Source organism: Nonomuraea ferruginea, assembly GCF_039540635.1.
GTDB lineage: Bacteria > Actinomycetota > Actinomycetes > Streptosporangiales > Streptosporangiaceae > Nonomuraea > Nonomuraea ferruginea.
In genome coordinates, this window is the sequence record NZ_BAABFD010000001.1 from 137,682 (window position 1) to 161,321 (window position 23,640).

Genomic DNA, 23,640 nt, shown 5'->3' on the forward strand with positions numbered 1-23,640 from the left:
GCAAATATCCCTTTTATGCATTAAACGTGAGCGCGCGTGCACACCGCAATCATCCGATCCCGTCACGCGGCCGGTAGCGGCCTGACAGGCGGGCCAGCTTGAGGCTCAGGTGCAGCGCCAGCCGCTCCCCGCCGTCCTTCAGGTCGGTACGGGCCAGCTCCTCGACGCGCCGCAGCCGGTAGTACAGCGAGGTCCGGTGCAGCCGCAGCGCACGCGAGGTGGCGACGGCGCTGCCCGCCAGGTCCAGATAGGTCTCCAGCGTCTCCAGCAGCGGCAGGTGCTGCGTGTCGCCCAGCAGGGGCTCCAGCCCGGGATGCAGCTCGGAGTCGGGCAGCCGGGTGAGCATCCGGTAGACGCCCAGCCGCTCCCACACCGCTGAACGGCCGAGGCCCGGCACCCGCGCGGCCACGTCCGCCGCGTGCCGCGCCTCGGCGTAGGACCCGGCCGCCTCGGCCAGCGCCGGCCTCGGGCGGCCGATGCCGACCACGACCGGCACCGACATGGCGGCGTGCACCTCGTCGGCGGCGATCGGCGGGCCGGCCACGAGCAGCGCCGCGTGGTCGTAGCGGACCAGATGCAGCGGGTGGTGCCCGCTCAGCCGCCGCCGCAGCGCCAGCAGCCCCTGCTCCAGCGCCAGGCGCAGCGCGTCGTCCGGCTCGCCCGCCGGCGGCCTGGCCACCAGCACGGTCACCGGCTGCGCCTGCGGGAAGGCGCCCGCCTCGATGAGCTGGAGCGCCGCCTCCCGCTCGCCCATGAGCAGCCCGCTGACCGCCTCCAGTTCCCGGTGCGAGGCCAGGCCGGTGGCCAGGCTCTCGTGGAACAGCGCCAGGGCCAGCGCCGGAGCGGCCGCGGCGGCCTCGGCCACCTGGGGGCCCGACATGGCCGGCGCCGTGTCGATGAACCACAGGAATCCCAGCAGCGCCGCCTCGTGCCGTACCGGGACGCACCACCGCGGCAGCAGCCCGAGCTGCGGCGCGCCCGGCGTGCGCAGCGGGTCCTGCGCGTCGTGCACCCCCGCGGCGCGCAGGAACTGCCGGACCTCCGGCGTGGTGCGGCGGCGCAGGATGGAGTCGCGGCGGATGTCGTCCATGGCGCCGTTCTGCTCGCTGTAGGCGATGACCCGCTGCAACCGGTCCTCCAGCAGGAGCGGGCGGCCGAGCCGGGCCGCGAGGTCGTCGACGATCCGCTGAAGATCCGCCACGGGCGCCCCTTGATCAGGACTTTTCATCATTTGTTGGAAGCGCTGCTACAGGTCTTCCCTACAACTGAACGGTGATCTCGGTCAATATGCTCTATACCGTCGAGCCGTGATTGTCCCGAAGAAACTGCTGGGAGCCGTGCTGTCGGCCATCGTGCTGATCCCGGTGAGCCTGATGGCGACTCCCGCTTCCGCAGCACCCCCCGCAGACGACCCCGAGCATCCCTGGCGGCTCGACCACTGGCCCCAGACCCAGCCCTGGCAGCGTGACGCGCCCGCGGAGAACCCCAGCGCCCTGCGCGGCCGGCCTTCGGCAGGCTTCGAGCCGATCGACCCGCAGAACTGGGAGAACCCGGACCACATGACGTGGGCCGACTACAAGAAGATCCCCGGCACCACCTGGAACGACCCCTCCGCCGAGGGTTCCGTGCGCACCTTCAAGGGCGCGCTGGTGCTGCTGGACTACCCCAACCAGCCGTTCGTGGTCACCCAGCCCCAGGGCTCGACCATCTTCGGCAACCCCAGCGCCCAGGCCCACGACGTGCCCCGCGACCAGGTCGCCAAGTTCTACCAGGACTTCCTCAACACCCCGAACGACCTCAACAAGGGCCACACCATCCACGAGTACTGGATGGAGGACTCCGGCGGGCGTTACGGCGTCGATCTGACCGGGTTCGGCCCGTACACGATGCCCGGCAAGGACCACGAGTACGCGCTGGAGTACCAGCGGGACGCCTGCCCCGCCGGCGACACCTGCAACCGCAACCTGCGCGCCGACGGCAACGCCGCCTGGCTCGCCGACGTCGGCCAGGAGGTGGCCGACCAGTTCGACTTCGTCTTCTACGTGAGCGCCGGCCAGGACGAGTCGTCCACCTGGCAGGAGTTCGGCATGATGAAGTTCCCCACGAAGGAGGACGTGCCCGACGCGTGGGGCCCCGAGAACGACCCCGCCCTGCCCAACTGGTCCAGGACCCGCTACGTCGAGTGGACCTCCTGGCAGGCCGGCTCCACGTTCTGGCCCAACGCCCGCTTCGGCATCGACTCGGTGCAGGCCGAGAGCTCCGGCATGGCGGTCTACGCCCACGAGCTGAGCCACATCATGGGCATCGCCGACAACTACAACAACCCGTACGGGGTGCCGCCGCGGCGCGCGTACACCGGCATCTGGGAGATGCTCAGCCGGGGCAGCTTCAACGGGCCCGGCGGCCCGCACTCCCGCTGGCTGATCCCGCCCACCGCGGGCGCGTCCATGGGCGCCCAGCACATGCTCCGCAACAAGATCAAGCTGGAGATGGTGGACGAGCGGAACGTGCTGCGCCTGTCCCGTGAGGCGCTGGACGAGTCCGGCCTCGTCACGGCCAAGGTGACCGCCCGCGCCGTGCAGCCGGGCGACAAGGGCCTGTCCGGGATCAACATCGCCTTCGACACCGGTGACAAGAGCCCCGCCTGCGACCCCGGCACCGACCCGATGTGCGACGGCGGCGGCTACGACAACTACACGGTCGAGGTCGTCGACCGGATGGGCAGCGACTCGTTCACCCCCGACTCCGGCGTGCTCCTGGCCAAGACCAAGAACGCCGACCGGGCCCCGTTCGAGTGGGTGATCGACGCCAACCCGCAGGACATCGGCATGACCGACTACGTGATGCCCGACGGCACCGAGGTGCCGATCACGATCGGCGACTACCGGCAGCTGTCCGACGCGCTCTTCCACGCCGGCACGGACTCCGGCAGCGAGTACGAGTACGTCGACGAGGCCAACCGGCTGCACTTCTACATCACCGACGTGCACCGCGACCGCAAGGGCATCCTGTCCTACACCGTGGCGATCCGCTCCCTCGACGGCGCGGGCCCGCAGCGGCGCGGCGTGCGGCTGCTGCCCGGCGCCGGCGTCCCGTCCGGCAAGAACCTGTCCACCTGCAGATTCCCGCTGTTCAACACCGGCAGGTCGGCCCCCGCCCAGGGGCAGCACCCCGAGGACGTCAGTGCCTACCTGAAGTCCGACGTCTACCGCCTCACCGCGGAGGTCTCGGGCAAGGGCTGGACCGCTCAGACGCCCAACGCGCTGGCCACCGTCGAGTTCGGCGGGCACGACACCGTGACCGTCAACGCCGTCCGCGGCTCCGGCGGCGACCGGCTGGCCCGGGTCAAGCTCACCGCCACCTCGGAGAGCGACCCGGCCAAGTCCGCGACCGCCACGTGTCTCGTGGTGGGCGTCTGAATGAACGATGGGGTACGGCTGGCGCGAGCCGTGCCCCATCGGTTTGAATCCGATCATGACAGGTGACCTGCCTGACAAACCGCGACCGCGGCGGCTGAGGAAGATCGGGGTGGCCGCGCCGGTCGCCGCGGGCTTCGCCGCCGCCGCGGCCAGCATCTTCGCGGCCGCCCTGGAGTGGGAGATCCCGCCGGTGGCCAAGGTGGGCGTCACGGCGGCGGCCGCCCTCCTGGTGGGCGTGGCCACCTGGGCCACCACCGAGGTGCGGCCCCGCCGCGTGACACCGGCCGAGCCCGCCTCCAGGGCACCCGAGCAGTGGCCGCCCGTGCCGGAGCACTTCACCGGCCGCGCCGACGCGCTGGCCGAGCTGCGCGAGGTGTTCGCCGCCCGCAGGAAGGCCGCGGCCCCCGCACCGGCGCTGGTGGTCTCCGTGTACGGCAGGGGCGGCGTCGGCAAGTCATCCCTGATCACCCGGTTCGGCCAGGAGGTCGCCGGATCGTTCCCCGACGGCCGCCTCTACGCCGACCTGCGCGGCGGCGTCGACTCCCCGGTACGACCCGAGGAGGTGCTGATCGGATTCCTGCGGTCAAGGCGCTGATCCCGGCCGAACGCGGCTGCGCCGTGCTGGTCACCTCCCGCCAGCCGCTGTTCCTCGGCGGCACCCACGACACCCGGCTCGGCCCGTTCAGCGAGGCGCACGGCGTCGAACTGCTGGCCAGGCTGGCCGGCGGCGAGCGGGTCTTCGAGGACCTGGAGTCCGCCAAGGAGATCGTGCGGCTCTGCGACTACCTGCCGCTGGCCATCGGCATCTGCGGCGGCCGCCTGGCCACCCGCGAGCAGTGGACGCTGCGGCAGATGGCCGACCGGCTGGCCGACGAGCGCCGCCGCCTGGACCAGCTGGAGCTGGCGCCCACCGTGGACAAGAGCGTGCGGGCCTCGGTGCAGCTCAGCTACGACGACTGCACCGGCATGCAGCGGCGGCTGCTGCGGCTGCTCAGCGCCCTCAGCTCGGCGCCCGACGTGCCCGGCTGGGTGGCGGGCGAGCTGCTCGACATCTCCACCCTGGACGGCGCCGACCAGCTGGAGGCGCTGATCGACGCCCAGCTCGCCGAGTGCTCGGGCACCGACCTGACCGGCACGATGCGTTACCGGCTGCACGACCTGGTCGCCCTGTTCGCCGCCGAGCTGGCGGGCGACGACGACCCGGCCAGGCGCGGCGACGCCGTCGAGCGCGTCCTGCACGGCTACCGCCGCCGCGCCGAGGAGGCGGCGCAGAACCGCTGGCCGCAGGACTGGAGCAAGGGCGGCCGCCGCTCCACCGCCGAAGGCCAGATCCACGCGGGCGACTGGCTGAACGCCGAGCGGCTCACGTTCATGGCGATGATCGGCATCGCCAGGCGGCTGGAGCTGTGGGAGCTGACGTGGGGGCTGTCGCGGGCGTTCTGCTCGCTGTGCCACTCGCTGCGCGCCTACTGGGCCGACTGGGCGGAGGCCGCCGACATCGGCTGCGAGGCCGCCGAACGGGCCGGCGACCGGCGCGCGCGGGCCATCGCCGCGCTGGACCGCGCCGCCGTCTGGGGCGGGCAGGGCGGCCAGGAGCGCGGCCGGGCGGACGCCGAGCAGGCGCTGGAGGCGTTCACCGAACTCGGCGAGACGTGGTGGGCGGCCAGGGCGCTGCGCACCATCGGCATGACGCTGTTCAGCGACGGCCACCTCGACCGGGCCCAGGAGTTCCTGGTCGCCGCCATCACCGCGTTCAAGGGCGTCGAGGACTTCTGGTGGATGGCGCGTACGCAACGCAACCTCGCCGAGATGCGGCTGGCGGAACGGCGCCCCGAGGAGGCCAGGGAGCTGCTGGAGGACGCGCTGGAGGTGTTCGAGCGCGAGGGCAACCGCTACTCCGAGGCGCAGACGCTGCGCGTGTACGGCGAGGTGCTCGCCGCCCAGGCCCGCGGCCTGCACCGGGCGGGGGACCAGCGGGCGGCCGTCGAGACCTTCACCAAGGCCGGCTACAGCCTGGACCGGGCGGCCGAGATGTTCCGGCGGCGCGGCGAGCTGTGGGAGGAGGCCCGCTGCCTGCGCGCCGCCGGCGAGGTCGGCGACCCGTCCAGCGGCCTGCGCGAGCTGGAGGTGGCCCGCCGGGCGGGGGAGATCCTGGAGGCGCTCGGCGACTCCTGGGGCGTCGCCCGCTCGGCCCTGTCGGTCGGCCGGGTGCTCGGCAGGCTGCGCCGCGTGGCGGAGGCCGAGCGCGAGCTGCGCCGCGCCGTCGACGCCTTCGAAGGGCTGGGCGACCGCTGGTGGATGGCGCGCGGCCTGCAGTACATCGGCGAGGCGCACCTGGACGCGGGCGCCGGGAGCGCCGCCGGGCCGCCGCTGCGCCAGGCCAGGGACATCTACCGCAGCCTGGGCAACGAGGCCGGCGTGCGCCGCACGCTGGAGCTGCTCAAGGCCGCGGAGGCCTGAGCAGCTCGCCAGCCGCCTGCCTGGCCTGGTGGATGCTCTCCTCGAACAGCTTGCGCGCGTGCGCGGCCTGGTCGGTCAGCTCCCGCAGGTGCGCGCGCGCCATGTCGTCGCGCACCGTGTCGGCGATCAGCTCCTGGTAGTCGGGCGTGCGCGCGGCCAGCGCCTCCAGCCGCCGGTGCGCGTGGAACACCCGGTCGGCCTTCACCACCTGCTTGGCGTACTGCTCCAGGTTGCGCACCCGCTTCGACAACGACGTCCAGGCCGCGTCCAGCGCGGTGCTGTACGGCTTGAACGCGTCCTTCAGCCCCGTGGGCAGCTCGCGGGGGACCAGCTTGCCGTGCTCGGCGTGCATGGCCGACAGCTTGCGCAGCCGTTGCGCGATCTGCCAGACCTCCTCCGGCAGCGTCACCCGGTTGTCGATGGTGTCGATCAGCCCTTCCCTGTGCACCTGCGACCCGAGGATCGCCTCGGCCGCCCGCTGGGCGCGCCGCAGCAGCACCTGGCAGGGGTAGTCGAGGTCCTCGGGGAGGATGTAGTAGTTGGCGTACTCGTAGGCCAGGGCGAGCCTGCGTCGGGTCGCCCTGTTGTACGACCCGACGGAGAGCCAGCGGATCAGTCCGAAGAGGCCGGCGCCGACGGCCGCCGTGATGACCGCGCCGGTCCCCGTCACCATCCACAGCAGCAACAGGAAACCGGGCAGGACGAACAACCAGGTGAGGTTGCGAGGTGCCATCCGCCAGCCGGACCTGGCCAGTCTGAGCACGTGCGGGCTCGACCGGAGCTCGACGGAGACGTCCGGGGGCAGCGATGGATCGATCACCAGCCGAGGGGGCAGAGCACGTGGATCCATACGTTCATGCTGCGTTATGAACCGCGAATCCGCTCATGTTTGCGGGACATATAGGGTCGGCGGGGTGAACGTGATGAGCAGATGGATCGATCTCGACGGCGCCGTCAACGTCCGTGACCTGGGCGGGATTCCGACGCGTGACGGCGGCGTCACACAGTTCGGCCGCATCCTGCGGTCGGACAACCTCCAGGGACTGACCCCCGCCGACGTCTCCCGGCTGGTCGGTGAACTCAAGCTGCGGCACGTGGTCGACCTGCGCTCGACCCCCGAAGTGACGCTGGAGGGCCCGGGGCCGCTGGCCGAGGTGCCCGAGGTGACCCATCACCACCTGACGCTCTTCCCCGAGGGCGGGCGGCGCACCGACGTCGAGGCCGACACCATCGAGGCCGACCGGGTGCTGCCCTGGCACGAGCGCCAGGGCGACGTGGAGCTGCGCGTCACCGGCTTCTACTACGGCTACCTGCGCGACCGGCCCGACGCGGTGGTGCGGGCGCTGCGCACGATGGCGCGCGACGACGGCGCGGCCGTGGTGCACTGCGCCGCGGGCAAGGACCGCACCGGCGTGCTGTGCGCGCTCGCGCTGGAGGTGGCCGGCGCCACCCGCGAGGCCATCGTGGCCGACTACGCGGCCACGGGGGAGCGGCTGGAGCTGATCCTGCGCCGCCTGCGCGGCAGCTCCACCTACCGCGACGACCTCGACTCGCGCCCGGCCGACGACCACATGCCGCGCCCGCGCTACATCGAGCAGTTCCTGGGCGTGCTGGACGAGAGGTTCGGCGGCCCGCTCGGCTGGCTGGCGCGGCAGGGCTGGACCGACGACGACAGCCAGGCGATGTACGACCGCCTGCGCGGCTAGCCCACCCGCACCACGGTCCGCTCGCCGGCCGACCGGCGGGCCGCCTCGATCACGGCCAGCGCCTCCACGGCGCTCTCGGGAGTCACCGGAGGCGGCCCGCCGGTGCGCAGCGCGGACTCCACCTCGCGGTAGAAGTCGAGGTAGGCGCCCGGTTCGGTGGGCACCTCGCGCAGGTCGTCGCCGGCTCCCGCCACGCCCCAGCGGTCCGCGTCCTCCTCGCCGAACCCCGCCGCGGCCGGCGACCGTCCCTCGCGCAGCCGTTCCTCCTGCACGTCGAGCCCGTACTTCAGATAGGCGCCCGACGAGCCGAGCACGCGGAAGCGCGGCCCCAGGCTCGGGGTCACCGCGCTGACCCACAGGTGGGAGCGCGCCCCGCCCGCGTGCGTCAGCGCGACGAACGTGTCGTCGTCGGCCGCCACCCCCGCGCGCCGCACGTCGCTCTCGCAGTAGACGTGGGTGACCGGGCCGAGCAGCTGGAGCGCCTGGTCGACCAGGTGGCTGCCCAGGTCGTAGAGGAGCCCGGCGGCGTCGCCGGGGCCGCCGGTCTCGCGCCAGCCGCCCTTGGGCGCCGGCCGCCAGCGCTCGAAGCGCGACTCCAGCCGCCGCACCTCGCCCAGCGCGCCCTCCGCGACCAGCCGGCGTACGGTGCGGAAGTCGCCGTCCCAGCGCCGGTTCTGGAAGACGGTCAGCATCAGGCCCTTCGCGGCGGCCAGCCGGGTGACGGCGCGGGCCTCCTCCGCGGTGCGCGCGAACGGCTTGTCGACCACCACCGCCCTGCCATGGTCGAGGGCCTCGGCCGCCAGGCTCGCGTGCGTCCGGTTGGGCGAGGCGACCACCACCAGGTCGCACCGGCCCCACAGCGCCGCGGCCTCGGAGACGGGCTCGGCGCCGTAGCGGGCGGACACCTCGTCGCGACGGGCCGGATCGCGCGTCACCACGGCCGTCAGCCGCAGCCCGGGCGTGGCCTCGATCAGCGGCGCGTGGAAGACCGCCCCCGCCGTGCCGTAACCGATCAGCCCGACCCGGATCTCGTCCATCGCCCCAGGCTACCCGGGGTGATCAATCGTCGTCGCGCTCCGCCAGGAACCGCTCGAACTGCGCCGCCAGCTCGTCGCCGGTCGGCATCGGGATGGACTCGGCGATCAGGTTCTCGCGCTCCTCGCCGGCCGCGAACGCGTCGTACTGCTGCTCCAGCCCGCTGATCGCGCTGGACAGCTCCGCCGAGGAGCTGATCTGCTCCTCGATCTCCACGGTCGTGCGCTCCGCGGCCTCGCGCAGCGCGTCGAGCGGGAACATCAGCCCCGTGTTCCTGGTGACCGCCTCCAGCGCGGCGACCGCGGCCGTCGGGTACTCGGCCTGCGACAGGTAGTGGGGCACGTGCACGGCGAAGCCGATCGCGTCCCGCCCCTCCGCGCCGAGCCGGAACTCCATCAGGGCCGCCACGCTGCCCGGCACCTGCACCCGGCCGAACGTGCTCGGCTTGCCGCTCATCAGCTCCGGCCGGCTGGCGTGCATGGTGAGGCCCAGCGGGCGGGTGTGCGGCACGGCCATCGGGATGCCGTGCATGGTCACCATCTTGCTCACGCCGAACCGGCCGGCGAGCGTGCCGACGGCCCGGATGAACAGCTCCCACGCGCGGTCCGGCTCGGGGCCGGTCATCAGCAGGAAGGGGGTGCCCGTCGCGTCCTTCACGCTGTAGACGACCAGCTCCGGCGTCTCGACCTCCACCCACCTGTCGGTGTCGAACACCATGATCGGCCGCCTGGACCGGTAGTCGAGCAGCCGGTCAACGTCGAACGTCGCGACGACCCGGTGCTCCAGTTCGTCCAGCACGTGGCGCAGCGCGAGCCGTCCGGCGGCCCCGGCGTCGACGAAGCCGTCGAAGTGATACAGCAACACCGGATCGGTCAGCTCGGGGAGGTCCTCGGCGAGCCTGTATAGATCCGTCGGGTCGAACACGTTGGACAGCCTTTCCCTAGGTACTCACATCCAGAACCCACGGCGAGCCGGAACGATTCCGTGCAGGGCACCCTATCGAGACACAACGGGATACAGGGACGGGGACCCGGAGCCCGAAGAGTCCGTCACCAGGCTGTTCGACCCCGCCAGTTCCGGTGGCATGGAGGGCCTGAGCAACGGAGGGGGCGAATGGTTCACAGTATGAAATAACCTGCAAATGCATGATGGTAGCCGAGTGTGGCCTTTCGGACACTCTCTCGTCATGCTGGGTGGGTGGCTACTTCTGCGCACTCCTTTGGTAGGCGACCACTCCGCATCCCTCCGCTCCCGTGCCCCTTCCCCAACGAGATCAACGAGCACGCGGCCGAGGTCGACGCCGAGAGCCATCTGTGGCTGGCCGCCTCGTCCATGCTCGACGGAACCGGCGCGATCGAGCACTTCCGCCGCTCCAAAATCGGCATGCTCGCGGCGCGGACGAACCCGCCCGTGCCCCGCGAGAGCCTCAGACTGATCAACGATTGGTACAACTGGCTGTTCGCCTTCGACGACGCGTTCTGCGAAGGGGAGCTGATGGGCCACCGGCCCTCCGCCTTGGCCCGCGCCCTGCCGCCCCTGTTCGACGTCCTCGACAGACGCAGGGAACCGGCCCCCGGCGACCCCTTCGGCGTCACCCTGCGCGAGCTGCTCGACCGCATCGCCGAGCTGGGCACCCCCGCCCAGGTCGACCGGTGGCGGACGACCGTGAAGGAGTATCTCTTCGCCCAGATCTGGGAGGCCGCCAACCGCGAGGCCGACCTCATCCCCACCCCCGAGGACTACGTCCTCATGCGGCGCATCACCGGCGCCACGTTCACCTGCTTCGCCCTCATCGACGTCGGCGGCGGCTACCGCCTCGAAGCCGAGGAGTGGCACCACCCCGACGTGCGCGCCCTGTCCGACCTCGCCTGCGACCTCATCGGCTGGGACAACGACCTGCTCTCGTACGCCAAGGAACGCGGCAACGACAAGGCCCGGCACAACCTGGTCACCGTGCTGGCCACCCACCGGGCGCTGACCCTCCAGGAGGCGCTGCACGAGGTCTCCAGGATGCACAACGCCGCCATCGACGCCTTCGTCGAGCGGCGCGCCCGCCTCGACACCTGGGCGCCGCTGCCGGTCCGCAAGTACGTGCTGGGCCTCGAACACTGGGTACGCGGCCACATCGAGTTCTCGCTGGGCAGCGCGCGCTACGTGCACGCCTGGCCGACCGGCACCCGCTGGCCGCAGGCCGTCTGATCCGGTCCCCCCACGCCGTGCCGGTCCCGGGCACGGCGTTCACCGTCTCAGCCGGTGGAGTCCTCCGGGGCGTCCAGGTCGCCGAGCGCGAGCGCGGACGCCTCGTCGAGGTCCAGCCTGCCGCCCTCCTCGAACGCCGCCCAGTAGGCCTTCTCGCCCAGCGACTTCTGGCACTCCTTGACGCACTGGTCGTGGTCGGTGGTGAGGAACGGGGCGCCCAGCATGGGCAGCCCGGCCGTCTTCCAGTTCTGATGGAGCGCGCCGAGCAGCACCGCGGCCACCCGGTCCTGGTCGCGCGCCACGCAGATGCGCGCCGTGGTCTCCAGCGCCAGGAGGGTGCCGAGCGTGTCGTGGAAGTGGCGCTTGACCCGCAGCCCTTCCCGGGCGCTGTGCAGCGCCTCGTCGGGACGGCCGGTGGCCAGCTTGGTCAGCGACATCGCCCACTGCGCGTACGAGCCGACCCACAGCTCGCCCCGCTCACGGCACACCTGCAGGCAGTCCTGCAGCAGCGACTCGGCCTCGTAGACCTCGCCCTGGGCCGACAGCACCAGCGACAGCTCGACGATGGCGGGCAGCAGGCCCGGGTTCAGCTCCTTGTTGTCGGTGTTGAACTCGATCGCCACGCCCAGCAGCGCGCTCGCCTTCTGCAGGTCGCCCTGGAGCAGCGCGGCCGTGCCCTGCATCTTGGAGGCCAGGATGACCGCCCGCGAGTCGCCCACCCGGACCGCCTCGGTGCTGCACGCCTCGGCCGCCTCCAGCGCGCCCACGCTGTCGCCCTGGGCGCTGCGCACGTACGACAGCACCCACAGCGCCTTGCAGCGCTCCTTGCTCACGCCGGGGTTGGCCTCCAGCGCCCGCTCCAGGTAGAGCCGGCCCTCACGGACGAAGCCGCAGCACACCCACATGAACCAGAGCGACGACAGCAGGGTCAGCGCCATGAGCGTCTCGCCGGGGGTGCGCAGCGCGTGCTCCAGCGCGAGCCGTACGTTGTCGTGCTCCTGCCGCATCCGGATGAACCAGTAGATCTGCCGCGGCCCCGACCAGGCGTCCTCGCTGCGGGTGGCCAGCGACAGGTAGTACTGCAGATGCTTGTGGCGCATGACCTGGGTCTGGCCGAGCTTGTCCAGCCACTCCTCGCCGTACTCCGCCAGCGTGTCGATCAGCTTGTAGCGGACCCCGGCGTGGTTGCTGCGGATGAGCAGGATCGACTTCTCCACCAGCCCGGTCACCAGGTCGGTGATGTCCTCCGACGGCAGCCGCTCGTCGGAGCACACGAACCGGGCCGCGTCGAGCTCGAAGTCGCCGGCGAACACCGACAGCCGCGCCCACAGCAGCCGCTCGGCGGGCTCGCACAGCTCGTGGCTCCACCCGATGGCCGCCCGCAGCGTCTGGTGACGCGGCAGGGCCGTGCGGCTGGCCCCGGCCAGACTTCATGGCCCGGTTCTACGACGCCGGATACTCCGGCATCACCTGGCCGGAGCGGTGGGGAGGCCAGGGCCTGACCCAGGAGGAGGAGCGCGCGTTCGCCGCCGCGGCCCGCGACTTCACCCTGCCCATCTACGTGTTCTCCATCGGCCTGGGCATGACCGGCCCGACGCTGGTCGACCGGGGGACCGACGCCCAGCGCGAGCGGTTCGTCCGGCCGCTGCTGCGCGGCGAGGAGATCTGGTGCCAGCTCTTCTCCGAGCCCGGGGCCGGCAGTGACGTGGCCAGCCTGCAGACCAGGGCCGAGCGCGACGGCGACGACTGGATCGTCAACGGCCAGAAGGTGTGGACGTCGGTCGCCCAGCACGCCGACTGGGGGCTGCTGCTCGCCCGGACGAACGTGGACGTGCCCAAGCACAAGGGCCTGACCATGTTCGTGGTCGACATGCACCATCCCGGCGTCACCGTCAGGCCGCTGAAGGACATGAGCGGCCGGTCCAACTTCAACGAGATCTTCTTCGACGACGTGCACATCCCCGACGAGCACCGGGTCGGCGACGTCGACGACGGCTGGAGCGTCGCCGTCACGACACTGCTGCACGAGCGGCTGTCGATCTCCGCCGGGGTCGGCATGGGCGGCCAGAAGGACAACCCCGCCTCGCTGGAGGCGCTGCGCCGCACCGTCGACACGAGCGACCCGCTGGTCCGCGACGAGCTCGTCGAGCTGCACATCCGCTCGCGCGCCCTGGCCCTGTTCAACCAGCGGCTGGCCCAGGAGACCGAGGCGGGGGTGTTCCCCGGCGCCCGCGGCAGCGCCGCCAAGCTGCTGCTGGCCGAGCTGACCCTGTACCAGGCCGACCTCGCCACCCGGCTGGCCGGGCCCGAGTCGGTCGTCGGCGGCCACCCGCTCGGCACCGTGCTCTCCACCGCGCCGGGGCTGGCGCTCGGCGGCGGCACCAACGAGATCATGCGCAACATCGTCGGCGACCGGGTGCTCAACCTGCCGCCCGAACCCCGGGTGGACAAGACCGTGCCGTTCAAGGACCTGAAGGTGGGGACGCAGGCGTGAAACTCGTACCCAGCCAGGAGCAGCGGGAGCTGCGCGCCGCCGTCCGCGACTTCCTCGCCGCCGCCTCGCCGCCGACCAAGGCCCGCCAGGGCCACGACCCCGAGGTGTACGCGCGGCTCAACGGCGAGCTCGGCCTGTCGGGGCTGATCGTCCCCGAGGAGTACGGGGGAGCGGGCGCGGGCTTCGCCGAGCTGGCGGTCGCGCTGGAGGAGACCGGGGCGGTGCTGCTCCCCGGGCCCTTCCTGGCCACCGTGTTCGCCGCGGTCGCGCTGACCCGGGCGCCCGACAAGGAGCTGCTGTCCGGCATCGCCGAGGGCCGTGTCGCCGCCACCCTCGCCCTGCCGGGAGCGGACGTCACGGCCGACGACACGGGCCGCCTCAGCGGCACGCTCCCGCAGGTGCTGTCCGGCATGGAGGCGGACGTGCTGCTCGTGACCGCCGGATCCGCGCTGCACGCCGTCGACCTCACCGCCGAGGGCGTCACCAGGACCCCGCTGGAAACCCTCGACATCACCCGCGGCCAGGCCCGGGTCGTCCTGGACGGCGCGCCCGCCCGGACGCTCGGCGAGCCCGCCGACGGGATCGCCGACCGGCTCGCCGTGGCGCTCGCCGCCGAGCAGCTGGGCGTGCTGCGGGCCGCGCTCGACGCCATCGTCGGCTACGCCAAGATCCGGGTCGCGTTCGGCCGCTACATCGGCTCGTACCAGGGCGTCAAGCACAAGCTCGCCGACATGCACGGCAAGCTGGAGCAGGCCGAGTCGATCGTCCGCTACGCCGCCTGGGCCGCCGACGAGGCCCCGGACGAGCTGCCGGGCGCCGCCGCTCTCGCCCAGGCGTACGTGGGCCGCGCCTGCTTCGAGGTGGCCCGCGACAGCCTGTTGCTGCACGGCGGCATCGGCTACACCTGGGAACACGACGCCCACCTCTACTTCAAGCGGGCCAAGACCGACGAGGTGCTGCTCGGCCCGCCCCGCATCCACCGTGCCAGGATCGCCGACCTGCTGGAGCTGTGATGGACATCAGCCAGTCGCCCGGCTTCTACGCCATCGCCCAGGCCGACCCCGACCGGGTCGCCGTCATCGACACCGACGGCTCGCGCACCACGTACGGCGAGCTGCACGCGCTGGTCAACCAGGTGTCCCACGGGCTGCGCGGGCGCGGCCTCGGCACCGGGGACGTGGTGGCCGGCGTGCTGCCCAACGGGCTCGACCAGGTCATCATGCTCATGGCCACCGGCCAGATCGGCCTGTACTACGTGCCGATCAACTGGCACCTCGCCGCGCCCGAGATCGACTACATCGTCAAGGACTCCGAGGCCAAGCTCGTCGTCACCAGCCAGGAGTACGCGGTCCCCGGCGCCGAGATCGGCACCGCGGGGCTCGCGGACGGGCAGCCCGCCACCGCGCCCGGCGACCGCACCGCCGGGGCCGTCATGTGGTACACCTCCGGCACCACCGGCCGTCCCAAGGGGGTGCAGCGGCCGCTGCCCGGCGCCGAGCCCGAGGCGATCGTGCCGATGTACACCTGGTTCCTGGGCGAGGTCGTCGACCTGAAGCCGGGCGACGGGATCCACCTGGTGACCTCGCCCATGTACCACTCATCGCCGTGCGCCCACACCCAGTTCGCGCTGCACTTCGGCCACACCGTGGTGATCGCGCCCCGGTTCGAGCCGGAGACCGTGCTGGAGCTGATCGAGCGCCACCGGGTGACGAACGCGATGATGGTGCCGACCATGTTCCACCGGATGCTGCAACTGCCGGCCGAGGTCAGGCGGCGCCACGACCTCTCCAGCCTCCAGCAGGTCATCCACACCGCCGCCGCCTGCCCGGTCGCCGTCAAGCAAGGGATCATGGACTGGTGGGGGCCGGTGCTCTACGAGTACTACGGCTCCACCGAGTCCACCATCGCCTTCTCCGTCAAGCCGCACGACTGGCTGGCCAGGCCCGGCACCGTCGGGCGGCCCGCGCCCACCTTCGAAGCCAGGATCCTCGCCGAGGACGGGACCGAGCTGCCCCCGGGAGAGCCCGGCCTCGTCTACGTCAAGTCCAGCCTCGGCAAGTTCGAGTACCGCAAGGACCCGGCCAAGACCGCGGCCAGCATGCGCGGCGAGTGGTACGCCCCCGGCGACATCGGCTACCTGGACGAGGACGGCTTCCTGTTCCTGTGCGACCGGCGCACCGACCTCATCATCTCCGGCGGGGTCAACATCTACCCCGCCGAGATCGAGGCCGCGCTGCTGGAACACCCCTCGGTCGCCGACGTCGCCGTCATCGGGGTGCCCGACGAGGAGTGGGGCCACAAGGTGGTCGCCCTCGTCGAGCCGGCCGAGGGCGTCGCCGCCGGCCCGGAGCTGACCGCGGAGCTGCTCGCCCACTGCGGCCCGCGCATCGCCAGGTTCAAGCACCCGAGGGTGATCGAGTACCGGGAGCGGCTGCCCCGCACCCCGACGGGCAAGCTGTCGCGGTCCAAGGTCAGGCAGGAGTACCTCGACGCGGGCTGAACACCAGCTCCTCGGTGTAGCGCTCCGCACCCAGGTAGAAGGAGGTCGACAGGGTCCGCTCGGCGGTGTCGAAGACGGTGCTCCAGAGCGTGCGGAACGGCCCGAACTCGGGCTGCCGCACCGCCTCCAGGCTGTCACGCAGGTCGCGGCCCGACAGCGTGACGCCCTTGCTGCGCTCGTACAGCGCGCGCAGCCGCCCGTACGTGCCGAGCGTGTTCTCGGTGTCGGCGGGCAGCGCCATCGGGTCCGGGTTGCGGTGCAGCAGGTGGTTGGTGACGCACAGCGGCCCGCCGCCGAACTCCACGACGTGCTCCGAGCCGTCCCTGCCACGCTCCCACACGAACGCCCCGCCGTGCGCGTCGGCCACCAGGTAGTGCAGCGGCGTGCCGTGGTCGTACTGCTTGGCGCAGAGCAGCGCCTGCTTGGCCTGCTCGGCGGTCTCGCAGGTCTCCACCAGGAACCGGGGCAGCTGCACGCTGCTCAGCCCCACCTGGGGGGAGACGTTCTCCGGCGGGGACGCCTGGTCGATGTCGGCGATGAGCAGCGTCACCGCCAGCCCCGCCTCGTTGATCCCGTCCATGCACCCGTCCAGGTCGGACATCGTGATCACGGTGGAGGCCAGGCCGTCGTCCGGGACCGTGGTGATCACGTACGGGCGCGACGCCATCGGCGGCTCGCCCGGCGCCGGATCGCCGCCCATGACCTCACTGGTGGTCAGCGTGAAGAAGTCGTAGTTGCGGCCGATCCTGCCGTGCCCGTCCGCCGACGCCGACGGCGGCACCCACAGGGCCGAGCAGGCGGAGCCCGCAGGGACGTACCCGAGCCCGTCGAGGGCCAGCTCGTCCTGGTCCGGGTCCAGGCCGAGCGCCTCGGCCGCGCCGTCCATCCGGGCGTGCTGCTGCGGCCAGTGCCGCTCGAACCAGGCCCTCCTGGCCCGGTTCACGGTGGGGTGCGACGGCTGCGGCCGCCAGCCGAGCCGCAGCGCCTCCTCGGTGAGGCGGCGGCCGATCTCGGTCTGGCCGCCCTCCACGGTCATGTGGCGGACGAGCTGGAAGTCGTCCCTGCCGCCCGCGACTTGGGTGATGTTCATGCCGCCGAGGCTGCCGCCCGCCGCTGACCGCGCCCTTACCGCTCGCTGACCGCCCGCCCGTAACGCTCCGCCAGCCGCCGCACCGCCTCCGCCAGCTCGGGCGGGTCCAGCACCTCGAAGTCCAGGCCCAGGAAGCCGATCCAGACGGCCATGCCGTCGAGGTCGTCGCTGCCCAGCTTGAGCACGCAGGTGTCCGGCCCGTCCGGCTCGATCTCCATCCGGTCGCCCAGCCCCAGCTCCCGCACCCGCTCGGCCGGGGCGTGCAGCAGCACGGTGCCGCGGTGACGCCACCTGGCCGTGTTCACGCCGCGCTCCACGTACGCGGCCACGTCGCCGTCCTCCGGCAGCTCCCGCGCGGTGAACCGGGGGCCCGACGGGACGCGCGGCCTGAGACGGTCGACCCGGAACGTCCGCCAGTCCTGCCGGGTCACGTCGTAGCCCACCAGATACCAGCGGCCGCGCCGGTGCACCAGCCGGTACGGTTCCACGTCGCGGACGGTCGCCGACCCGTCGTGCCCGGTGTAGTCGAAGCGCAGCCGCTCCCGGTCGCGGGCGGCGTTGGCGATCGTGGTCAGCAGCGCGGGCGGCACCGACGGGGCCTCGCCGGGGATCTGCACCGTGTACGCGTTCAGCGCGCCCACCCGCGCCCGCAGCCGGGACGGCAGCACCTGCTCCAGCTTGGCCAGCGCGCGCACCGACGACTCCTCGATGCCCTCCACGCCGCCCCCGGCGGCCCGGCCGAGCCCGACGGCGACGGCCACCGCCTCCTCGTCGTCCAGCAGCAGCGGCGGCAGCGCCGCCCCCGCGCCCAGGCGGTAGCCGCCGGCCACGCCCGGCGTGGCGTGCACCGGATAACCGAGGCTGCGCAGCCGCTCGACGTCGTTGCGTATCGTCCTGGTGGTGACCCCGAGCCGCGCCGACAGCTCGGGGCCGGTCCACTCCCGGTGCGCCTGGAGCAGAGAGAGCAGCTTGAGCAGGCGGGCGGAGGTCTCCAGCATGCCCGCCAGTCTGCCCCCTATCGCGGAAAGCGCGGTTCCTCGTTCAGCGGTCAGCCGCCGAATATCCGCTGCGCCTGCTGGATCAGCGTGAGCACGGTCAGCGTCCCGAAGAACGCGATCGACCACACCATCGCCCCCAGCCGGTACGAGCGGATCCTGATCGGCGCGGGCAGCGCCTTCCGGTTGAGCCAGATGAGCAGGATCGAGTACACGAACATCATCACCGCGGCGAAGCTCGCCGACAGCACCAGCAGCACCAGCGGCTGGTCGAAGCCAAGCAGCAGGATCACGATGCCGGTCAGCGCCAGCGCCCACACCACGGCGAAGTAGACCCGGTTCTCCGTGACCTGCTTCCCCCGGAGATACACGGTCTTGATCGTGTCGGCGACCAGCCGCGAGGTGTAGTCCACGATCCCCATCGCCGAGGCGAACAGCGCCAGCGCGCCGATCACCCAGAACAGGACGCCGAACCACGGCGCGACCGTCTGCTGCAGCACCTGCCCCTCGACGCCGAGGAAGTCGATGCTGTTCTCCAGCCCCGGCCGCCCGAACACGGTGGAGTACGCCAGCATCGACATCAGCGCGATCGTCACGAACGACACCAGCGCGAACGTGGACGCCTGCTCGATGTTGGCCACCCGCCACCACTGCCGCCAGCGGGCGAGGTTCTCCTTGGTGGGCGCGAACTGGAAACCGGTCGACGGCGCCGCCTCCTCCTGCCCGGTCACCGGGCTGACCAGGCGCGGCACGTTCAGACCCATCCCGAAGCCCTTGTCGCGGATCCAGTTGCTCTGGCACAGGTTCTGCCCGCCGCCTGCGCCCGCGTACGCGATGGCGCCCATGAGCAGCGCGAACTCCAGCGGCGGTACGGGGAGGCTCGCGTCGACCGTGAGACCGCGGCCGAGGCCGGCCCAGGCGTCGGCGTTGATCGCGAACACGATCGCCACGACGATCAGCGTGAGCACCAGGGCGATCTTGATGAAGATCACCCGCTCCAGCACCGTGTAGATCACCGGCGCCAGCGTCAGCCCGAGCGCGATGACGACGAGCATGCCGATGGCGATCCACCGCACGCTGCCCTCACCGGTGCCGGTCAGGTAGGTGACCATGGTGGCCGAGGTGGTGACCCAGCCGGGCCAGAGGTTCGAGCAGAGCGTCATGAGGACGAAGACCAGGCCCCAGTGGCGCCATAACCGGCTGAACCCGGTGAGCGCGGTCTCGCCGGTGGCCAGCGTGTAGCGCTCGATCTCCATGTTGATGAACCACTGCGTGATGATGCCGATCAGCGCGCCCCAGACGAAGATGAGACCGACCTGGGAGGCGATGTACGGCCACAGGATGAACTCGCCCGAGGCGAGCCCGACGCCGGCGCCGACCAGGCCGGGGCCGATGATGGGCCACGCCGACCGGGGCGGCGGGGGAAGGTCGCGGACGGTGACGGGCGGCAGGACGCGGGAGGGGACCGTGGGGGTGAACTCCGTCATGCGGATCTCCTTATGACAGGCATCCGTAACGGAAGTGGAACTACCCGGTTAATTCCGCTCCACGACATATTCCCCGTGACGGGTGAAACCGGTTACGCGCGCGCCCGCCGCCATGAGCCCGCCCAGCGTCTCGCGGGTCGCCAGCCGCCACTCCCGGGCCGCGCCGGGGTCCTGCCCCCGCAGCGTCTCGATGTCGGGCGGCGTCGCCACCAGCACTGTGCGCCCCTCGGCCGGCTTGACCAGCGGCCGCCCGCCCGCGTCGGCGAGCACGGCGGGGTAGCGGGCCTCCACCGCCGTGCCCGGCGGCCGGTCCAGCCGCCACACGGCCAGCAGCCGGTCGGACTCGTCGCCCTCGTTGATCTCGTCGGCCATCACCCCGTAGAACCGCTCCAGGTACGCCTCCGGCCTGGCCCCCAGCTTGACCAGGTTGAACCAGGCGTTCCTGCGGACCAGCGGGTCGAACGTCCAGGTGATCCGCTCCAGCCCGCGCCGCAGGCACCACTCCCGCTGGTGCAGCTTGAGCGCGGACCCGGCGCCCCGCCCCGGCAGCGCGCCGGTCACGTGCGAGTGCAGGGCCCGGTCCGCCGCCAGGAACCCGACGGACGCGCCCACGAGCCGGCCACTCTCGAAGGCGCCCGCGACGTAGCCGCCCGCGTGCGCGAAGGCGATCATCAGCTCGACCGGGACGGGCGGGTTGCGCGGGTCGGGGTGCCAGATGTCGTCGAAGAGCCGGTACGCCGCGTGGAACTCCTCCAACCGGCGCAGCTCGTGTATCTCCACCTGGTGGGTCTACCCGAGCGTGCCGGTGAGGAAGCGGTGCACGTTGCCGCCGATGATCTTCTGCACGTCCTTCTCCGGCAGGCCGCGCCCGAGCAGGCCCTCGGTCACCATGGGCAGCCCCGACGGGCCCTCCAGGCCGGGGATGGCGGCCAGCACGTCGACGCCGTAGCTCACCTCCTCGCACGGCGGCATCACGTCGGCCATCACCTCGCGGATGAAGTCCGGGCCCAGGCCGACGTGGTCGATCCCGGCCACGCCCGCGACGTGCTCGATGTGGTCGAGCAGGTGGTCGAGCGTCGCCTCGTGCTCGTGCTCGGTGAGGAACCCGGCGAAGAAGTTCACGCAGATCACCCCGCCGGTGGCGGCCACCCCGCGCAGCTGCTCGTCGGTGAGGTTGCGGTGGTGGTCGCGCAGCGCCCGCGCGGAGGAGTGGGTCGCCATGACCGGCCGGGTGGCCAGCTCCAGCACGTGCGCCACGCCCGACGCGCCCAGGTGGGACACGTCGAAGATCATGCCGAGCCGTTCCATCTCGCGCAGCGCGGCCACGCCGTGCGAGGTCAGCCCGCTGCCGGTGGCGTCCTCGCCGCTGCCGTCGGCCAGCGGGGTGCGGCCCCAGTGGGCGATCGAGGCGATCCGCACGCCCAGCCGGTGCAGGGTGGGGATCAGCTCGACGCTGGCGTCCAGCCCCGGCATGCTCTCCATGGCCAGCACCAGGGCGATCAGCCCGTCGTCCAGCGCCGCGTCGACGCCCGCCGCGTCCGTGCAGAGCCGCACGTCGCCCGCGTTCCCCTCGGCGATCACGTGCGCGCACTCGATCATGCGCAGCGTCCGCCGCAGCGCGCCCTCGGGACGGTACGGGTCGTCGATGAAGACCGGCAGCACCTGCAGCCGCACCCCGCCCTCCTTGAGCTGGGGCAGCCAGCGCTCGCGGAAGAACGCCGCCCAGCGCTCGGGCGGCCTGGCCGAGACCGCCATCAGCAGGTCGTTGTGGGTGTCGGCGACGACGGAGCGACGGTGCAGGGAAGACGTCATGAGGCGGACGCTACCGCGCGGGCCCGCGCCGCCGCCATGTCGGTCCGCACGAGCTCCGGCCCCCTTCTTGGTCGGCGGATTCAAACCTCCCTGTAGGCGGCGCGCGGGGGCTTGGCAGTCAGCCTGCGGTAGAGCATCGTGGTGCCCGGCCAGTTGTTGGTGACCCGGCCGTCGGCGGTCTTGTACCAGCTCCGGCAGCCGTCGCCCCACACCATGCGCCCCATCGCCTCGTCCAGCCGCCGGCGCCAGGCGTCCATGACCTCCGGCCGCACCTCCAGCCGGCGGCCGTCCGACAGGTGCGGCAGGCAGTTCATGATGTGGTTCACCTGGCATTCGATCATGTAGATGATCGAGTTGTGCCCGAGGTTGGTGTTGGGACCGTACAGCAGGAACATGTTCGGGAAGCCCGGCGCCGCGATGCCCAGGTAGGCCTCCGCGCCGCCGGCCCACCGGGTGGCGAGGTCCACGCCGTCGCGGCCCGTGACCCGCATCGGGGCGAGGAACTCGGTGCTGCGGAATCCGGTCGCGTACACGATCGTGTCGGCCTCGTGCACCGACTCGGTCGTCTGCACGCCCTTCTCCGTGATGCGCACGATCTTGTCGGTCACCACGTCCACGTTGGGCCTGGTCAGGGCCGGGTAGAAGCGGCTGTCGATGACCACCCGCTTGCAGCCCGGCGGGTAGTCGGGGGTGAGCCTGGCCCGCAGTTCGGGGTCCTTCACCTGGTCGCGCAGGTGGTTCAGGGCGCGCCTGCGCAGCAGGTCCTCGCTCCAGCCGCGGGCCAGCGCCGGGTAGAGCGTGGCTTCCGCGTACCGGTAGATGTACTCGCGGTAGGCGCGCTGCAGGCCGGGCACGAACCGGAACGCCAGCCTGACCGCGGCGTTGAAGGTGGCGTCGGGCTTGGGGATCACCCAGTTCGGGGTGCGCTGGAACACCTCCAGGCGCTCCGCCTGCCGGGCGACGGGCGGGATGAGCTGGGCCGCCGACGAGCCGCTGCCGATCACCGCGACCCTGCGGCCGGTGAGATCCTGCGAGTGGTCCCAGCGGGAGGAGTGGAAGGACGTGCCGGCGAAGTCGTCCATGCCGGGGATGTCGGGCAGGCGGGGGCGGTTGAGCTGGCCGACCGCCATGACCAGGACGTCGAAGGCCTCGGTGGTGCCCGAGGCGGTCAGCTGCCACCGTGAGCCGTCGAAGGTGGCGTCGGTGACCTCGGTGCTGAACCTGATTTTTCGCCTGACGTCGTATTTGTCGGCGCAGTGTTCTAAATAGCCCAAGATTTCCGGCTGTTCCGGATATCTCCGGGTCCAGCTCGCGTACTTCTCGAACGAGTACGAATACAGATGCGACGGGATGTCGCAGCCCGCGCCGGGGTAGCTGTTGTCCCGCCACGTGCCGCCCAGCCCGCCCGCCTTCTCGAAGATCGTGTACGAGCCGATCCCGGCGCGTTCGAGCCGGATCGCCATGCATAATCCGCCGAAGCCCGCGCCGATGATCGCGACCCTAGGTGTCATGCCACCCCTCCACCGAGTCAGGATCCACTTACATTACGCCGAACCAGGTTCGGTGCCCACCCCTCGCCCACACTCGCCGCCATGACCGACGGAGATCGCGCCGGCCGATAGTCTGCCCTGGTGGCTGCATGGAACCTGACCGACGTGATCGACGTGCTGGAGGCGGCTTACCCGCCCGGCCGGGCCGAATCCTGGGACGCCGTGGGCCTGGTCTGCGGCGACCCCGCCCAGGGAGTGGAGAAGGTGCTGTTCGCGGTCGACCCGGTCGCCGCCGTCGCCGACGAGGCCGTGGAGTGGGGCGCCGACCTGATCGTCACCCACCACCCCCTCTACCTGCGCGGCACGACCACCGTCGCCGCCACCACGCCCAAGGGCAGGCTCGTCCACCGGCTCATCAAGAACGACATCGCCCTGTTCACCGCCCACACCAACGCCGACGTGGCCAACCCAGGCGTTTCCGACGCCTTGGCCCGCGCCGTCGGGCTGACCGGCGACCTGGTGCCGCTGCAGCCGTTCGCCGACGACCCGTGGCGCGGCCTGGGCCGCGTCGGCGACCTGCCGGAGGAGCTGACGCTCGGCGAGTTCGCCGCCCAGGCCGCCGCCGGGCTGCCCGCCACCGCCTGGGGCATCCGCGTCGCCGGCTCGCTGTCCCGCCGCGTCTCGCGCGTCGCGGTCAGCGGCGGCGCCGGCGACTCGCTCCTGGCCACCGCGCGCGCGGCGGGCGTGGACGTGTTCCTCACCGCCGACCTGCGCCACCACCCGGCCAGCGAGTTCGTCGAGGCGGGCGGGCCCGCGCTGATCGACGCCGCCCACTGGGCCACCGAATGGCCCTGGCTCGACACCGCCGCGTCCATCCTCACCGCCAGGGGCGTTAACGTTGAGACACGTGTCTCCGCCACGGTCACCGATGCTTGGACAAGAGGATATTGATC

The 23,640-nt window shown here is 72.0% G+C and carries 20 protein-coding genes; 9 read left to right on the forward strand and 11 right to left on the reverse strand.

Annotated features, from left to right (window positions below; genetic code table 11):
• Positions 1–49 precede the first annotated feature (49 nt).
• Positions 50–1,201: a PucR family transcriptional regulator gene (locus ABD999_RS00650; protein ID WP_271275939.1), complete on the reverse strand. Its 1,152-nt coding sequence runs from the start codon at positions 1,199–1,201 to the stop codon at positions 50–52.
• A gap of 106 nt (positions 1,202–1,307) precedes the next feature.
• On the opposite strand from ABD999_RS00650, the gene ABD999_RS00655 reads away from it, so the two are divergent.
• Genes ABD999_RS00655 through ABD999_RS00665 form a run of 3 tightly spaced genes read left to right on the forward strand, consistent with a single transcriptional unit; the run spans position 1,308 to position 5,879 of the window.
• Complete coding sequence (locus ABD999_RS00655; RefSeq protein WP_271275938.1) at positions 1,308–3,419, forward strand: M6 family metalloprotease domain-containing protein; 2,112 nt, start codon at positions 1,308–1,310, stop codon at positions 3,417–3,419.
• A gap of 55 nt (positions 3,420–3,474) precedes the next feature.
• Positions 3,475–4,014, forward strand: a complete 540-nt coding sequence (locus tag ABD999_RS00660; protein WP_271275937.1) for a hypothetical protein — start codon at positions 3,475–3,477, stop codon at positions 4,012–4,014.
• Between the two features lie 23 nt (positions 4,015–4,037).
• Positions 4,038–5,879 (forward strand): tetratricopeptide repeat protein, encoded by a 1,842-nt coding sequence (locus tag ABD999_RS00665; protein WP_271275936.1) that lies wholly within the window; start codon positions 4,038–4,040, stop codon positions 5,877–5,879.
• Here the strand turns inward: ABD999_RS00665 and ABD999_RS00670 are convergent.
• On the reverse strand, positions 5,860–6,729 hold the full coding sequence (locus tag ABD999_RS00670; protein WP_148030260.1) for a hypothetical protein: 870 nt from the start codon (positions 6,727–6,729) through the stop codon (positions 5,860–5,862). The two genes, ABD999_RS00665 and ABD999_RS00670, sit on opposite strands and share 20 nt — an antisense overlap.
• A 73-nt stretch (positions 6,730–6,802) precedes the next feature.
• On the opposite strand from ABD999_RS00670, the gene ABD999_RS00675 reads away from it, so the two are divergent.
• Positions 6,803–7,585 (forward strand): tyrosine-protein phosphatase, encoded by a 783-nt coding sequence (locus tag ABD999_RS00675; RefSeq protein WP_271275935.1) that lies wholly within the window; start codon positions 6,803–6,805, stop codon positions 7,583–7,585.
• Here ABD999_RS00675 and ABD999_RS00680 read toward each other — a convergent pair.
• The gene (locus ABD999_RS00680; RefSeq protein ID WP_219543095.1) at positions 7,582–8,622 is read right to left on the reverse strand and encodes a Gfo/Idh/MocA family protein; all 1,041 of its coding nucleotides are present in this window, start codon (positions 8,620–8,622) and stop codon (positions 7,582–7,584) included. The two genes, ABD999_RS00675 and ABD999_RS00680, sit on opposite strands and share 4 nt — an antisense overlap.
• 22 nt (positions 8,623–8,644) lie before the next feature.
• Positions 8,645–9,544: a proteasome assembly chaperone family protein gene (locus tag ABD999_RS00685; protein ID WP_148030263.1), complete on the reverse strand. Its 900-nt coding sequence runs from the start codon at positions 9,542–9,544 to the stop codon at positions 8,645–8,647.
• Positions 9,545–9,817: 273 nt separating this feature from the next.
• Between ABD999_RS00685 and ABD999_RS00690 the strand changes: the two genes are divergently transcribed.
• Complete coding sequence (locus tag ABD999_RS00690) at positions 9,818–10,819, forward strand: terpene synthase family protein (RefSeq protein ID WP_148030264.1); 1,002 nt, start codon at positions 9,818–9,820, stop codon at positions 10,817–10,819.
• 47 nt (positions 10,820–10,866) lie between these two features.
• Here the strand turns inward: ABD999_RS00690 and ABD999_RS00695 are convergent, their stop codons facing one another.
• Positions 10,867–12,132 carry an ATP-binding protein gene (locus tag ABD999_RS00695; RefSeq protein ID WP_345482500.1) on the reverse strand — a complete coding sequence of 422 codons (1,266 nt, stop codon included), beginning with the start codon at positions 12,130–12,132 and terminating at the stop codon, positions 10,867–10,869.
• A 119-nt stretch (positions 12,133–12,251) separates the two neighbouring features.
• Between ABD999_RS00695 and ABD999_RS00700 the strand changes: the two genes are divergently transcribed.
• Genes ABD999_RS00700 through ABD999_RS00710 form a run of 3 tightly spaced genes read left to right on the forward strand, consistent with a single transcriptional unit; the run spans position 12,252 to position 15,813 of the window.
• A complete protein-coding gene (locus tag ABD999_RS00700) occupies positions 12,252–13,313 on the forward strand; it encodes an acyl-CoA dehydrogenase family protein (protein WP_345482501.1) in 1,062 nt (353 codons plus the stop codon).
• On the forward strand, positions 13,310–14,326 hold the full coding sequence (locus ABD999_RS00705) for an acyl-CoA dehydrogenase family protein (protein ID WP_345482502.1): 1,017 nt from the start codon (positions 13,310–13,312) through the stop codon (positions 14,324–14,326). Before ABD999_RS00700 ends, ABD999_RS00705 begins: the two co-directional genes overlap by 4 nt.
• A complete protein-coding gene (locus ABD999_RS00710; RefSeq protein WP_345482503.1) occupies positions 14,326–15,813 on the forward strand; it encodes an AMP-binding protein in 1,488 nt (495 codons plus the stop codon). The genes ABD999_RS00705 and ABD999_RS00710 overlap by 1 nt, the downstream gene beginning before the upstream one ends.
• Here ABD999_RS00710 and ABD999_RS00715 read toward each other — a convergent pair.
• The 6 genes from ABD999_RS00715 to ABD999_RS00740 form a co-directional block, all read right to left on the reverse strand.
• The gene (locus tag ABD999_RS00715) at positions 15,785–16,903 is read right to left on the reverse strand and encodes a C45 family autoproteolytic acyltransferase/hydrolase (RefSeq protein WP_148030273.1); all 1,119 of its coding nucleotides are present in this window, start codon (positions 16,901–16,903) and stop codon (positions 15,785–15,787) included. The genes ABD999_RS00710 and ABD999_RS00715 overlap by 29 nt on opposite strands.
• 35 nt (positions 16,904–16,938) lie before the next feature.
• Positions 16,939–17,901, reverse strand: a complete 963-nt coding sequence (locus tag ABD999_RS00720; protein WP_345482504.1) for a helix-turn-helix transcriptional regulator — start codon at positions 17,899–17,901, stop codon at positions 16,939–16,941.
• Between the two features lie 50 nt (positions 17,902–17,951).
• On the reverse strand, positions 17,952–19,385 hold the full coding sequence (locus ABD999_RS00725) for an Nramp family divalent metal transporter (RefSeq protein ID WP_345482505.1): 1,434 nt from the start codon (positions 19,383–19,385) through the stop codon (positions 17,952–17,954).
• A 48-nt stretch (positions 19,386–19,433) separates the two neighbouring features.
• On the reverse strand, positions 19,434–20,165 hold the full coding sequence (locus ABD999_RS00730) for a GNAT family N-acetyltransferase (protein ID WP_345482506.1): 732 nt from the start codon (positions 20,163–20,165) through the stop codon (positions 19,434–19,436).
• Positions 20,166–20,174: 9 nt separating this feature from the next.
• Entirely contained in the window at positions 20,175–21,197 is a 1,023-nt protein-coding gene (locus tag ABD999_RS00735) for a dipeptidase (RefSeq protein ID WP_345482507.1), read from the reverse strand.
• A gap of 80 nt (positions 21,198–21,277) precedes the next feature.
• Positions 21,278–22,708: a flavin-containing monooxygenase gene (locus ABD999_RS00740; protein ID WP_345482508.1), complete on the reverse strand. Its 1,431-nt coding sequence runs from the start codon at positions 22,706–22,708 to the stop codon at positions 21,278–21,280.
• A gap of 120 nt (positions 22,709–22,828) precedes the next feature.
• Here ABD999_RS00740 and ABD999_RS00745 point away from each other — a divergent pair, with 120 nt between their 5' ends.
• The gene (locus ABD999_RS00745) at positions 22,829–23,638 is read left to right on the forward strand and encodes a Nif3-like dinuclear metal center hexameric protein (protein ID WP_271275934.1); all 810 of its coding nucleotides are present in this window, start codon (positions 22,829–22,831) and stop codon (positions 23,636–23,638) included.
• Positions 23,639–23,640: the final 2 nt, after the last annotated feature.